The sequence below is a fragment of the Bacillus sp. FSL E2-0195 genome (genome assembly GCF_038003645.1).
In the GTDB taxonomy this organism is placed as follows: Bacteria; Bacillota; Bacilli; order Bacillales; family Bacillaceae_G; genus Bacillus_A; species Bacillus_A mycoides.
Window position 1 is genome coordinate 5,186,310 of sequence record NZ_JBBOPN010000001.1, and the last position, 13,738, is coordinate 5,200,047.

Genomic DNA, 13,738 nt, shown 5'->3' on the forward strand with positions numbered 1-13,738 from the left:
AACTTCTCCTAGTTTCATGCAAAGAAGTTCGATGTCTTACTATATATTCCCCACTATCTTCATAAAAATTTATTTCTATTTCAACAAAGAAAGGAATTTTCTATATGACTTATAAAATGATTGTTTTAGATTTAGATGATACTTTATTACGCGACGACCATACAATTTCACCTCGTACGAAAGAGGCTTTAATGACAGCACAAGAGCAAGGAGTTAAAGTTGTACTTGCTTCTGGGCGCCCAACGTTTGGTATGCGCAATGTTGCAAAAGAACTTCGTTTAGAGGAATACGGTAGCTTCATTCTATCTTTTAACGGCGCAAAAATTATTAATTGTAAAACAAATGAAGAAATCTTCAGTAGTACGCTATCTCCTGAAATCGTTCACAACCTATTTGAAATTAGTAAAACTGAAGACGTATGGATTCATACTTATATTGGCGATGATATCGTAACGGAAGAAAATAATCCGTATACTGAAATTGAGGGCGACATTACTGGTATGCCAATCGTTGTAGTAGATGATTTTAAAGCCGCTGTAACAGAGCCTGTAGTAAAAGTATTAATGAACAAAGAAGCTGAACGTCTTGTTGAAGTAGAAAAGAAACTACAAAAACAACTAGAAGGCCAATTAAGCGTTATGCGTTCTAAACCATTCTTCTTAGAATTTACTGAACATGGTGTTACAAAAGGAACAAGCCTAAACCAACTAATCCAAAAACTTGGTATTAAACGCGAAGAAGTTATCGCAATGGGCGATAGCTATAACGATCAAGCGATGATTGAATTTGCTGGTCTTGGCGTTGCGATGGGCAATGCACCCGATGATATTAAAGAAATCGCAAACTATGTGACAGATACAAATATGAACGATGGTGTTGCTAAAGTTGTAGAGAAATTTGTACTAAAAAGCGAAGCGCTTGTTTAATATTTTCATTCATAAAACCTATTTGAAGTCAAATACTTCAAATAGGTTTTTATTTAAATTGCAATGCTTTTGTGACTATATTTTGAACTTTGCACTATTCTCGTAGTGTAAACTTTCTTTTTGTATATAATTAAACAAAATAGACTATTTCATTTTGAAAAAGAATACAAATTTACTATATACAAGCATACATTAAAGGAGGCTACTTCATGTTATCTACACCAATCGGAAGATTAAGAGCAATCGGCTTAATTGAGGGGATTTCTTTCCTATTACTATTATTTGTAGCAATGCCATTAAAATATTTTGCAGGGTTTGCAACAGCTGTTAAAATTACAGGCATGGCTCATGGCGTTTTATTTATTCTATTCATCTTTGCGGTAATTCAAGTAACAATCGTACACCGTAAATCAATTTTATGGGCACTTGGGGCATTCGTTTCATCAGTTATCCCATTTGGTACTTTTGTACTAGATGCAAAACTAAAGAACGAACAACAATAATAAAAAGGTAGTTAACAACTGTTAACTACCTTTTCTATTTATAAATTTGGAATTTCCCAATCAATTTCTCTTTCGCCCATATTAACTAAAATCGTATTTACTTTAGAGTACGGCTTACTTCCAAAGAAACCTCGTCTTGCTGATAATGGACTTGGATGTACGGACTCGATAATATAATGATTCGTATTCGTAATTAACTTTTTCTTCGCCTGTGCATGACGTCCCCATAATATGAAAATAACTGGTTTTTTACGATCATTTAATAACTCGATTACGCGATCTGTGAAATGCTCCCATCCTTTTCCTTTATGAGAATTTGCTTCACCTTGACGAACCGTTAACACAGTATTTAATAATAAAACTCCTTGCTCCGCCCACTTTACTAAATAACCGTTATTCGGAATTTCATAACCATATTCATCTCGAAGTTCTTTATACATATTTAGCAATGATGGCGGCGTTTTAATATCAGGTTGTACCGAAAAGCTTAAACCATGCGCTTGATTCGGTCCATGATATGGGTCTTGTCCTAAAATAACGACCTTTGTATTTTCATAACTTGTATACTCTAGAGCGTTAAAAATATTTTCTACCTTTGGATAAATCACATGCTCCTCATACTCTTCTTTTAAAAAGTTAGCTAAATTTTGATAGTATTCTTTCTCAAATTCTGGCCCCAGTAATGGTCCCCAATCATTCTGCAAAATGTTTTCCATGCCTTCACTTCCTATCCAATTAATTCACCATATCCTGCCTTGTAAATACTACAAACGAAATGATAAGAGATACTACTGCCCAAACCGTTAAATTTATTAAAGAAAATCCCATTGATAATCCTTGTAATGCAGGCAGTTTTCCTGATAAATAATCCGTTAGCGATAAGTTGACACTAAAAATGTATTTCGCACCTTCCCAAGACGTTGCGAATGAACTTAAAATGCCGCCTGCAATTAACGCAGCTAACATAACGCCCATACCAGCTGGTGTATTACGAATTAAAACAGAGACCATAAATGATATAGTTCCAACAACGATAGCAACAAACCAAGCTAGTCCGTACGCCATTAAAATGTATTGCCACTGCGGAATAAGGTGGACAAAGTTCGTATTTAACGTTTCCTTATCAATGACGAATCCTGTTAACACAGGTAAATTCCATCCAGAGTATCCAAATACAAGCCCTGATAATGCGTAAGCAAACAAACCGACAAGAAGCAATATGAGCGAAATGAAAAATAACATCGTCACATATTTACTAAGGAGTATTTTCCAGCGCCGAATTGGCCTCGTCAGAAGCATTTTCATCGTACCATCGCTTCGTTCTCCTGAAACAATATCAATGGCGACAATCATAACGAGCAATGGAATAAATAACGTTATTCCTTGTTCAATAAACGCCCTCACAAATGTCGGTGCTCCTGGCGCAGTCGGATTAATATTATGATCTAAATAATATTGTTGTTGTTCCACTCTTACTTTTAACCAATCCCGCCATTCTTCTGGCAATCTAGAATTGTTCAAGCGGTTTTGTGAATCAACAATTTGTTGCTGTAATGATACTTTCCAATCGGTCGTACCAAGCCTTTTTTGCGTCGTTTCTATTTCACGATACTGAGCATACACAAAAAGTGGAATCAAGATTGCTAAAATAAGCATGACAACAACAATTCGTTTCTTACGATAAATCTTTTCTGATTCATTTAAAACTAGATTCGCAAATTCACGCATGTTGCTCACCCCTTGTGAGTTCAATAAATAAATCTTCTAGCGTAAATACAAGCTCTTTGACGCTATGTACATCTATCCCGTTTTCTACAAAATGCTTATTCCAAACATTAATAGACGCAACATCCATACGACATAATAAACGCTCATCTTCTACACTAACTTCCTCTATCTCTTCAGCAGCGTCTAACATGTCTTTCGCTTTGGAAATCGGTGTAACGACCCATTCCACACGATCACTCGCTGTTTTGATCAACTCTTCAATAGGTGCAACTGTTATCATTTTTCCTTTATGAATAATAGCAACACGGTCGCATATCAGTTGCACTTCACTTAGCAAGTGACTCGAAATAAATACACTCATATTTTCTTCTTTTACAAGCTTATGTATAAATTCCCTAAGTTCTCTAATCCCAGCTGGATCTAAACCATTCGTCGGTTCATCTAATATGAGCAATTTCGGGTTTCCAAGCAGCGCCTGTGCAATTCCAAGACGCTGCTTCATACCAAGGGAATATGTTTTTACCTTATCGTGAATACGCTCATCTAAATGAACCATTTTTGCAATTTCAATAATACGTTCATCTGATATATCATCAAGCATGCGCGCAAATTGCTTTAAGTTTTCCCATCCCGTTAAATATGTATAAAGCTCTGGGTTTTCAACTATACTTCCAATTTGACGCATCGCTTCTCTGAAATTTTCCTTAATAGAATAACCACCGATAGAAATAGTACCTTCTGTCGCTTTAATCAGTCCGACTAACATTCGAATTGTTGTCGTTTTCCCGGCTCCGTTCGGTCCTAAAAAGCCAAACACTTCTCCTTGTTTTACATCAAATGAAATGTCCTCTACAAGCGTCTTCTTTCCAATTACCTTCTTCAAGTCTCGTACAGAAAGTATCGTCGTCATTTTATCCCTCCTTGCTCTAGTTTTAATTTACTTACGACGTTTTGGACTAATCGCTCTGCCATATATGTGTAGCCTACTTCATTCGGATGAAAATGATCGGAGTATAATAAATCTTTCCCACGATTTTGGAATAAATCAAATGTCGGTGTAATATATACATTTTTATCATTTAATGCTAACTTCTCTAAAGAAGCATTCCAATCAACAACAATATTTGATGAACCTCTTAAATCTTCTACATCCTCAAAAGGATTGTATAAACCTAGCCAAAAAATAGGACTATCTGTGTTTAATTTACGAATTTCTTCTATAATTTTCTTCGCTTCATTTTGAAACGTTTCCGTATCAGGACGATACGTCTCTAAATCTATCTTTCCGAGCGATTCCCATCCTGGGAACAAATCATTTCCTCCAATTGTTAAAACAATTACATCTGCTTGCTTAATTGAATATTGAGCTCCGCTGCTTTCGATTTGTTTTAATAAATCGGGCATTTTCGCACCACTAACTGCCAAATTGCTTAGTGCAACTTTTTGTTTATAATCTTTTTGTAAATTCTCTTTCATTCGTCCAATATAGCCAATTCCTTCTTTATCACCAACGCCGCGCGTTAACGAATCACCTAAACTAACTACTTGTAACGTTCCTGTTTTCTTTTTCTCTTTTTCCAATACGTCAGTCTTCGTAATTAATTTTGAAGCTTTCGGATTTAATACATCATTTACACCCGAAACAAAACCGTATGCAAATAAACAGAAAGACGCAATTGTAATGAGTAGAATTACTTTTACTAATTTTGATCTCATATCAAAACCCCTTTTAGCCCCTATAGATTGTCCATAATTATACCAAACGAATTTTCGAAAAGCGATTTTCACACCTTCTCTATTATGTCGTTTCCCTATCTACCAAACCTGGTAATAACTCTACATGTTTCACATCTATTTCCTCATCATTAATCTTTTCATATAATAATTCAAATGCCTTTACACCAACATTTTTACTAGAATGCGAAATCGTCGTAATACCTAATATATTTGCCACCTCTTGATCATCACATCCGATAATCGTAATATCCTCTGGGATACGAATTCCTTGTTTTTTCGCCTCCGTTACCATTCCTGCAGCAATATGATTGCAAGATACAAGAAAAGCCGTCGGTTTTACAGACATACGAGCCCATTCCCTGACTACATTGCGCCCATCTTCCACCGTAAAACAGCCCTTAAACTTCCAGGCATCTAACGGTGTTACAACAATCTGTTGAAGTGAATCTTCATACGCCTTTTTTCGCCTCTGGCTATTAATACTATTACTTCTTCCAATGCAATATCCGATACGTGTATGACCAGCATCTATTAAGCTTTTCATCCCGCGCAAAAATACTTTGTAGTAATCAATATGTACACTCGAAATGAATTTTGAATCTATTTCTTCACACATCACAATTGGACCAAACTTCGTATACTCTTCAAGTTTTTCCTTACTATTTGTCCGTGAACATATAATTACTCCATCAAGCTTTTTCATTTTTAACATATGTAAAATTTCAAGCTCTTTTTCCTCGCTATAATTTGTCTGGCAAAGCATCATATTATAATTGTTCTTTGCGGTTTCCTTTGATATCCCCCCAATAATGGCACTGTAATATTGATCATTTACGTGCGGCAATAACACGCCAATTACATTCGTTTTTCCTTTCACTAAATGAATCGCATTCACATTTTGCGTATAATTTAATTCTTCAATAATCGCTAAAATCTCTTTTCGTTTCTGTTCATTCACATACGGATGATTATTGAGTACACGTGAAACAGTTGAAACAGATACACCAGCAAGTTCAGCAATCTTTCTTATATTAGTCATCTCATTCTCCCCTTCCCCTCAAAAATTCTCGCTTGACCTGGTAAGCTTTCCACAGTATATCCTTTCTTAGCAAATACATTTTGAAAGGATATACAACTATGCTTCGATTCAAACTAGAATATATATTTTTCATTGGCGGTTTACTCATTCTCGCCATCGGTATTAATATGATGACGACAATTACTTCCTTTGGACTTAGCCCTTATGATTCCTTCTTTATTGCACTATATCAAAATTTTGGGATAAGTATTGGTTTTTGGATTTTCATGATTAACTTTGTTTTTACCCTGATCGTACTCTTTTGGGACAAAAAACAAATTACAATCGGCACAATTGTCACAATGATTCTTATTTCTCTTTTTGTTGATTGGGTTGGTTCTATTACGACTATTATGGACATTATCCGCTCTCTTCCAAAATATATAACACTTGTTTGCGGAAATCTATTCGTCGGAGCCGGAATTGGTCTTTACGTCTCTACTAACCTTTGCGCAGCACCTCAAGAGGCTTTCGTTTTAACTGTTGCTGAGAAAAAGAAATGGACATTTAGAAGAACAGAAATTTCATTAGCTTTTTTATTTTTAACATTAAGCTTCTTATTAGATGGGCCAATCTATTTTGGAACAATTATCTTATCCTTTACAACAGGTTGGATTATTCAAGCTTTTATTCAAGTTGGTACGCAAATTTTAAATAGAAAAAAACCTATTAAGCAAGCCGCTTAATAGGTTTTTTCGTTTTATTAGAAGAGATACTACTTAGCATCTCCTTCAATTCGATAATTTGCTTTCACACAATCTATTTCTTCATACGATTGCAATGTATGTAGAATGTACTCATAATCCGCAAGAGAAGCACGATGCGTTACGATTACGATTTCTGCTTTCCCTTTCTCTTCAAGTGGCATTTGAATAATCTTTTCAAAACTAACACCGCGCTCAGAGAACAATGATGTGATTTTTGCAAACACACCAATTTCGTCTTTCACATGAAGTCTTAAAAACTTTTTCACAACAATTTCATCTGGCTCTTTTAGTACCTTTTGATATTGCGGGACTACCGCACTATTTCCGTTTACACCAAGCCTAATATTTTGCATTACAGCAACTAGGTCAGAAACAACAGCTGTCGCTGTCGGTAAACTTCCTGCTCCCGGTCCATAAAACATCGTTTCTCCTACCGCTTCACCATACACATAGACAGCATTATATTCATTTTGCACTGCCGCAAGAGGGTGTGCATTTGGAAGTAAAGTTGGCTCAACTGTAACCTCTAATTTCTCGCCATCTCGCTTTGCAAGACCAATTAATTTAATTGTATAGCCTAAGCTCTTACTATATTCAATATCTTCTGCTGTAATAGAAGTAATTCCTTTTACCTTCACATCTCCAAGCTCTACATTTGTAGAGAAACCGAGGGTAGCCAAAATCGTCATTTTTCTTGCTGCATCTAAACCTTCTACGTCTGATGTTGGATCTGCTTCTGCAAATCCAAGCTGCTGAGCTTCTTTTAACACGTCGTTATATGCTCTCCCTTCGTCTGACATTTTCGTCAAAATAAAATTTGTCGTTCCATTTACAATTCCCATTACTTTCGTAATAAGATCTGAGGAAAGTCCTTCTACGATGCTTCGTAAAATTGGAATCCCTCCAGCTACACTTGCTTCGTAAAATAAATCAGCCTTATTATCTTTTGCTACCGCTAAGAGTTCCGCTCCGTGTAACGCCATTAAATCTTTATTTGCAGTCACAACGTGCTTCCCGCTTTTTAAAGCTTGTAAAATATATGCTTTTGCATCATCAATGCCGCCCATTACTTCAATGACAACATCAATATTAGGATTATCTAAAATTTCATTCACATCTTGTGTTAATAGAGTAGAAGGCACGTCTACTTCTCTCTCTTTCTCAATGTTTTGCACCAATACTTTCGTTACTTTCACTGGACAACCTACTTGGTGTATAAGTCGTTCTTGATGATCTGTAATAATACGAACTACACCACTACCAACTGTCCCAAGACCTAATAACCCCACTTGAATGTCTTTCATAATACTGTCCACCCCTCAAAAATTGTGTTTAGATGCCATTATATAGACAAAAAATCTGAAAAACAATGTATTTTGAATATTAAGAAAAATAAAGGTTAATCTTTACAAATAAAACGCTACCACGTGTTATACAATCATTATTTACAATATATAAGGGGTTTCTTGATACACATAATAATTCAGCCAATTAGAGAATAATAAATTCCCATGACTCCTCCACCTAACAAGTGGCTTCTCATCTGGATTATTATGTTTAAAATAATTTTTTGGCACATCAATATTTAACCCTCTTTGGCAGTCCCGTTCGTATTCTTGCTTTAACGTATCACAACTGTATTCACTATGTCCGAGTGCGAAAACTTGCCTTCCCTCTTGCCCAATAGCAAGATGAACACCTGCTTCTTCAGAATTGGCTAATAACGTTAATTCTTTCACCTTTTCAATATCACTCTCTCTTACTTCTGTATGACGAGAATGCGGAGCAAAAAACACTTCATCAAACCCTTGTAACAATTTCACATGTTGCTCGCGAACCTCATGTTCAAATACACCAAACATTTTTTCCGCAAGAGGATACTTCGGCACACCATAGTGATAATACAAACCTGCTTGTGCCCCCCAGCAAATATGAAGCGTAGATGTTACATTCGTTTTTGAATACTCCATAATACGTCCAAGCTCTTCCCAATAATCTACCTCTTCAAAAGAAAGAGTTTCAACTGGTGCTCCTGTAATAATGAGTCCATCAAATTTTTCATCCTCAATATCACGAAATGTTTTATAGAAGCTCGTTAAATGGTCCTGCGCTACATTGCGAGACAGATGCGATTCCATATGAAGTAAATGCACATCTAATTGCAACGGCGTATTTCCAATTAAACGAAGTAATTGCGCCTCTGTTTCTTGCTTTGTGGGCATTAAATTTAATATAGCAATTTTCAAAGCACGTATATCTTGTGTTACTGCTCGCTCCTTCGTCATTACAAAAATATTTTCCTTCTGCAATACTTTGCGAGCTGGTAAATCTTTATCAATTATGATCGGCATGTTGTTTGCCTCCGACTAGCGCCGCTTCTAAATCTGCAATAATATCAGAAACATCTTCTATACCGACCGATAAACGGATTAAATCAGATGTAACGCCAGCTAAACGCTGATTTTCTGCGCTTAATTGTCTGTGCGTCGTACTAGCAGGATGTATTACACAAGTTCTTGCATCAGCTACATGCGTTACAAGAGTTGCAAGCTTTACATTTGCGATAAATTCTTTTGCTGCTTCTAATCCGCCCTTAATACCAAATGTTAAAACTCCACTAGCACCTTTTTTCAAATACTTTTGTGCTAACGAGTAATTTTCATTACTATCTAATCCTGGATAATTCACCCATTCAATGCGATCATGATTAGCAAGCCACTTAGCAACTTCGAGAGCATTTTCACTATGACGCTCCATTCGTAAATGCAATGTTTCCAGGCCAATGTTGCTAATATATGCATTGAATGGGCTCATACAGTTTCCGTAGTCTCTTAATAACTGAACGCGTGCTTTCACAATATACGCTGCTGCTCCAAAATTTTGAACATAGCTTACGCCATGATAACTCGGGTCAGGTTCGACAAGCTCAGGGTATTTTCCATTTGTCCAATCGAAGTTCCCTCCATCTATTACAATCCCGCCTAGAGAACTTGCATGGCCATCAATATATTTCGTTGTAGAATGGACAATGATATTTGCCCCATGTTCAAACGCCTGGCATAAATAAGGCGTCGCTAATGTATTATCAACGATAAAAGGTACTTCTAATTCTTTTGCTGCTGCTGAAAGTTCTTTGAAATTCAAAACGTTCATTGCTGGATTTCCTAACGACTCTGCATAAACGAGTTTTGTCTTATCATTAGCAAGTGCCGCAATTTCATCTGCCGTTAAATTAGGATTAAAGAACGTAACATCTATGCCCAGCTTTCGCAAACTCACTCCAAATAAATTAAACGTTCCTCCGTAAACAGTTGAAGAACAAAGCAAATGGTCTCCACTACTGCAAATATTTAAAACCGCAAGCATAATGGCTGCCTGCCCAGAAGCTGTTGCAACAGCCCCTACACCGCCTTCTAAATCTGATAACTTCTGCTCAAATGCAGCTAGAGTAGGATTTCCAATACGCGTATATATATATCCTTCTGCCTCTAAATTAAATAGTGCCGCTAAATCATCTGACGTATCGTATTTATACGTTGTACTTTGATAAAGTGGCAAAACACGCGGTTCACCATTTTTTGGCGTATAGCCACCTTGCACACAAATCGTTCCTTTCCCCCATGACTCTCCCATCTCTCATTCTCCTTTCTTTTATCCCGCTATTTGCGGGTAGTAAGACTCCCACCTCCAAATTCGGCAAATGCGAGGAAGTTAGGCGGGAGATAACTGCCCGATTGATGAAGGCTAATAATTAGCGGGGGAGGGGCAAAACCCCCACTGATTAAAGTTTCACTTTATCCAAAATAAAAAACTGCCCCTTCCCTGAAAACAAGAAAGGAGCAGTTTGAAAACACGCTCTAAGGCTCTTTCTTATCTCTCAGGATTATTACCTGCAGGATTTGGCACAATTCCGTTATACGGCTGTTGCCAAGGTTTCATCGGGCCTGTCCCTCCACCTTTTCTTGATAAGACTATGCAATTACCGTTGATTTTATAGCAATAATTTCCTGATGTCAAATGGTTTTTCTGAATGTTCTAAATTAAATGCAAGGAATTTAACACAAACAATAAAAGAAATATATTCCATATTCATTTGAAAAAGACCTTTTAAAAACTCCAATCCATATATAGAATTAAATAGGTGGTTTAACCGCGTTGGTTTCAAATTTTCATGAGATCCCAATATATTGAATAAGCCACCCTCTCAAAAAGATACTATATATATTCAATTCATTTCACACTAGCATATTTAATCCTTTCTACAGGAAAACTTACATAACGGAGGTAGAACATGACAAATAAAAAAGACATGCACCATATACTCGTCCTATATGGCATTCTTTTAGGCTCTATAGTAGGAGTCACGGTCTGGTCATTTTTAGTCACAATAAATATCGGAATTCACTTTATTTGGGGATACTTACCTACTCTTTTCTCTTCTCCCCCTTATTACACCATTTGTGTAACAATCATCGGTGGTATCCTCGTTGGTTTAACACAAAAATACTTCGGTACATATCCACGTCTTATGCCGGAAGTGATGGCTGAATATAAAAAAACAGGTAGAATTGAATACCGTTTTGTACATAAAGCTACTTTAACTGCGATTATCGTTTTAATATTTGGAGCTAGTTTAGGACCAGAAGCTGCACTTGTTGGAATTATCGGTGGACTTTGTACATGGGTAGGAGATCGCTTTAAATTTGCTTTAAAGGGAATGAATGAACTAACAGAGGTTGGAATTGGTGCCACTTTAAGTGTTATTTTTAATGCACCATTATTCGGTTATTTAGCTCCCAATGAAAATGAGGATAAGCAAATTAATGAATTTTCGAAAGGAAAAAAAGCAATCGTATATTTAGCTACCACTTTTGCTGGTTTTTCCGTTTATTTATTGCTTAGTAAACTCGATAATCGTGGATCCTTTATTGTTGATTTTGGGGAAGGGTCTCTTGCTCTTAATGAATGGATCGCCTTTCTACCACTTGCTAGCATTAGTGCTATAGTTGGTTTCTTTTACTTCAAATTAGAATTCACATTAGAGAAATTAATCCACCCCTTCAGGGAATACAAGGTATCACTTGGAATTATAGGCGGTATTTTATTAGGGGTTACAGGAACTTTTCTCCCGTACACGTTATTTTCAGGGGAACATCAATTAAAAGATTTAGTCGTTGAATGGAGCCATTTATCCTTCTGGGTACTACTTCTTTCAGGAGTTTTAAAATTATGTATTACTGCCGTTTGTTTAAATACGGGTTGGCGCGGCGGACATATTTTCCCAATTATATTTGCTGGATCAAGTATCGGATATGCTATAGCTTCTATTATCCCTATAGATCCAATAGCTTCTGTAGCCATCGTCACGACAGCTATTTCAAGCTATGCATTAAGAAAACCAATAGCTATAACATTACTATTACTCATGTTTTTCCCGCTCAATTTATTATTACCGATGCTCGGGGCAGCAGCGATTGGGAATGCATTTCCGCTTCCTAAACATAACGAAACTACAAATTAATATAAAAAAACAGCATTAACATGTAAATGTTAATGCTGTTTTTTCGAGTGACGATTATATTTTTAATTAAAATTTACTTGCTACTTTAGCCGCTTCTTCAAGACCTGCTGCAATGATCTCTTCTGCTTTATCTGGGAATTGGTTATGTCCTTCAATAACTACCGTTTCCATATTTGTTGCGCCGAAGAAGCCCATCATGCTCGCTACATATTTTACAGCCATTTCCATTTCAGCTGCTGGTCCTTCAGAATATACGCCGCCGCGTGCATTTAATAACGCAATCTTCTTATCTCCAATAAGCCCAACTGGACCTTCTGGTGTATATTTAAACGTTTTACCAGCACGGTTTAAATAATCAATATACGTGTGTAATACGGCTGGAATCGTTAAGTTCCATAATGGGAAACCGAAAACTACTTTATCAGCTTCTAGAAATTGATTTAAATACTTATCAGCAACTGCTACCACTTTTGCTTCTTCTTCTGTTAAATCAAATCCTCTACCTGCTTTGAATGTACCATTAATCATATCTACGCCTACATATGGTAATTCTTCTTTATATAAATCAAGTTCTACCACTGTATCATTTGGATGCGCTTCTTTATAGTTTGCTAAAAATGCCTCGTATAATTTCACACTAACTGCTTGTTCCGCTGGGCGGTTGTTTGCTTTTACAAATAAAACTGTTGCCATTGTTTTTCCTCCTACTACTCACTCTTATGTTGTTATATATCACTTACGAAAAAGGGTACTCCCTTATAATTATTGTTGCTTACAAATACATTTTATCTTTATATCAAGACAATTACGTCCTCACATAGACGTATTTTTCCATAAAAAAAGTCCACCTTCTAAAGGCGAACTAGGTCTTACGACTTTTGTCTTATACAATTCCATTTTTCACTGCATATAATGCTGCTTGTGTGCGATCGGATAAATGTAACTTACTCAAAATACTACTCATATGAGCTTTTACCGTTTTTTCTGTAATAACTAAAACAGAAGCAATTTCTTTATTACTCATCCCTTTCGCCAATAACTGCAATACTTCATTTTCTCTCGCTGTTAATACATCCACTTGAACGGAAGGTTCTTCTTCTTTCTCTTCCTGTGGTAATGTTTGAGAAAGAAGGGCATTTGCTATATCTGGATGTAATTGAATATTACCTTTATACGCGCTTCGAATAGCTTCAACAAGCTGATCTGGTTCGATATCTTTTAAAATATAACCGCTCGCCCCAGCTTTTAGTGCCGGCAATACATGAGCTTGATCAGAAAAACTAGTCAATACAATTACTTTCACGTTTGGATATTCTTTTTTAATACAAGCTGTTGCCTCAATTCCATCCATCTCAGGCATATATAAATCCATTAATACGACATCTGGACTCGTTTCGCCTACTTTCACTAGCGCCTCTTTCCCATTATTTGCTTCACCAACTAATTCAAAATCTTCCTGTGTGCTTAGAAAAAATGCTAATCCTTTTAAAACAACTGTATGATCATCAACTAACAATACTTTTATTTTCACAAACTTC

The 13,738-nt window shown here is 36.3% G+C and carries 14 protein-coding genes and 1 riboswitch; of the genes, 4 read left to right on the forward strand and 10 right to left on the reverse strand.

Annotation, left to right across the window (positions count from 1 at the left end):
• The first annotated feature begins 104 nt into the window (after positions 1 to 104).
• Both MHH59_RS26925 and MHH59_RS26930 read left to right on the forward strand, forming a co-directional pair.
• On the forward strand, positions 105 to 926 hold the full coding sequence (locus MHH59_RS26925) for a Cof-type HAD-IIB family hydrolase (RefSeq protein WP_002130116.1): 822 nt from the start codon (positions 105 to 107) through the stop codon (positions 924 to 926).
• Between the two features lie 209 nt (positions 927 to 1,135).
• Positions 1,136 to 1,429 carry a DUF3817 domain-containing protein gene (locus tag MHH59_RS26930; protein WP_000953390.1) on the forward strand — a complete coding sequence of 98 codons (294 nt, stop codon included), beginning with the start codon at positions 1,136 to 1,138 and terminating at the stop codon, positions 1,427 to 1,429.
• Positions 1,430 to 1,467: 38 nt separating this feature from the next.
• Here the strand turns inward: MHH59_RS26930 and MHH59_RS26935 are convergent, their stop codons facing one another.
• Genes MHH59_RS26935 through MHH59_RS26955 form a run of 5 tightly spaced genes read right to left on the reverse strand, consistent with a single transcriptional unit; the run spans position 1,468 to position 5,933 of the window.
• Entirely contained in the window at positions 1,468 to 2,145 is a 678-nt protein-coding gene (locus MHH59_RS26935; RefSeq protein WP_201057103.1) for a uracil-DNA glycosylase, read from the reverse strand.
• A 19-nt stretch (positions 2,146 to 2,164) separates the two neighbouring features.
• Positions 2,165 to 3,157: an ABC transporter permease gene (locus tag MHH59_RS26940; protein WP_002089839.1), complete on the reverse strand. Its 993-nt coding sequence runs from the start codon at positions 3,155 to 3,157 to the stop codon at positions 2,165 to 2,167.
• The gene (locus MHH59_RS26945; RefSeq protein ID WP_201057104.1) at positions 3,150 to 4,067 is read right to left on the reverse strand and encodes an ABC transporter ATP-binding protein; all 918 of its coding nucleotides are present in this window, start codon (positions 4,065 to 4,067) and stop codon (positions 3,150 to 3,152) included. Before MHH59_RS26945 ends, MHH59_RS26940 begins: the two co-directional genes overlap by 8 nt.
• Positions 4,064 to 4,945, reverse strand: coding sequence for an SGNH/GDSL hydrolase family protein (locus tag MHH59_RS26950; RefSeq protein ID WP_002167306.1), 882 nt, complete (start codon positions 4,943 to 4,945; stop codon positions 4,064 to 4,066). Before MHH59_RS26950 ends, MHH59_RS26945 begins: the two co-directional genes overlap by 4 nt.
• 10 nt (positions 4,946 to 4,955) lie before the next feature.
• Positions 4,956 to 5,933, reverse strand: coding sequence for a LacI family DNA-binding transcriptional regulator (locus MHH59_RS26955; RefSeq protein WP_002167305.1), 978 nt, complete (start codon positions 5,931 to 5,933; stop codon positions 4,956 to 4,958).
• Between the two features lie 98 nt (positions 5,934 to 6,031).
• On the opposite strand from MHH59_RS26955, the gene MHH59_RS26960 reads away from it, so the two are divergent.
• Positions 6,032 to 6,658 (forward strand): YczE/YyaS/YitT family protein, encoded by a 627-nt coding sequence (locus MHH59_RS26960; RefSeq protein WP_002130121.1) that lies wholly within the window; start codon positions 6,032 to 6,034, stop codon positions 6,656 to 6,658.
• 29 nt (positions 6,659 to 6,687) lie between these two features.
• On the opposite strand, the gene MHH59_RS26965 is transcribed toward MHH59_RS26960, so the two are convergent.
• The 3 genes from MHH59_RS26965 to MHH59_RS26975 form a co-directional block, all read right to left on the reverse strand.
• Positions 6,688 to 7,983, reverse strand: a complete 1,296-nt coding sequence (locus MHH59_RS26965) for a homoserine dehydrogenase (RefSeq protein WP_002130122.1) — start codon at positions 7,981 to 7,983, stop codon at positions 6,688 to 6,690.
• A 141-nt stretch (positions 7,984 to 8,124) separates the two neighbouring features.
• On the reverse strand, positions 8,125 to 9,030 hold the full coding sequence (metA, locus tag MHH59_RS26970) for a homoserine O-acetyltransferase MetA (protein WP_002143920.1): 906 nt from the start codon (positions 9,028 to 9,030) through the stop codon (positions 8,125 to 8,127).
• Positions 9,014 to 10,312 carry a bifunctional O-acetylhomoserine aminocarboxypropyltransferase/cysteine synthase gene (locus tag MHH59_RS26975; RefSeq protein WP_002068601.1) on the reverse strand — a complete coding sequence of 433 codons (1,299 nt, stop codon included), beginning with the start codon at positions 10,310 to 10,312 and terminating at the stop codon, positions 9,014 to 9,016. The genes metA and MHH59_RS26975 overlap by 17 nt, the downstream gene beginning before the upstream one ends.
• A gap of 234 nt (positions 10,313 to 10,546) precedes the next feature.
• Positions 10,547 to 10,651, reverse strand: a riboswitch (SAM riboswitch).
• A gap of 319 nt (positions 10,652 to 10,970) precedes the next feature.
• Between MHH59_RS26975 and MHH59_RS26980 the strand changes: the two genes are divergently transcribed.
• Complete coding sequence (locus MHH59_RS26980) at positions 10,971 to 12,200, forward strand: chloride channel protein (RefSeq protein ID WP_340852843.1); 1,230 nt, start codon at positions 10,971 to 10,973, stop codon at positions 12,198 to 12,200.
• 66 nt (positions 12,201 to 12,266) lie between these two features.
• Here MHH59_RS26980 and MHH59_RS26985 read toward each other — a convergent pair whose 3' ends face one another.
• Entirely contained in the window at positions 12,267 to 12,893 is a 627-nt protein-coding gene (locus MHH59_RS26985) for an FMN-dependent NADH-azoreductase (protein WP_002167303.1), read from the reverse strand.
• Between the two features lie 190 nt (positions 12,894 to 13,083).
• The gene (locus MHH59_RS26990; RefSeq protein WP_002016393.1) at positions 13,084 to 13,731 is read right to left on the reverse strand and encodes a response regulator; all 648 of its coding nucleotides are present in this window, start codon (positions 13,729 to 13,731) and stop codon (positions 13,084 to 13,086) included.
• Positions 13,732 to 13,738: the final 7 nt, after the last annotated feature.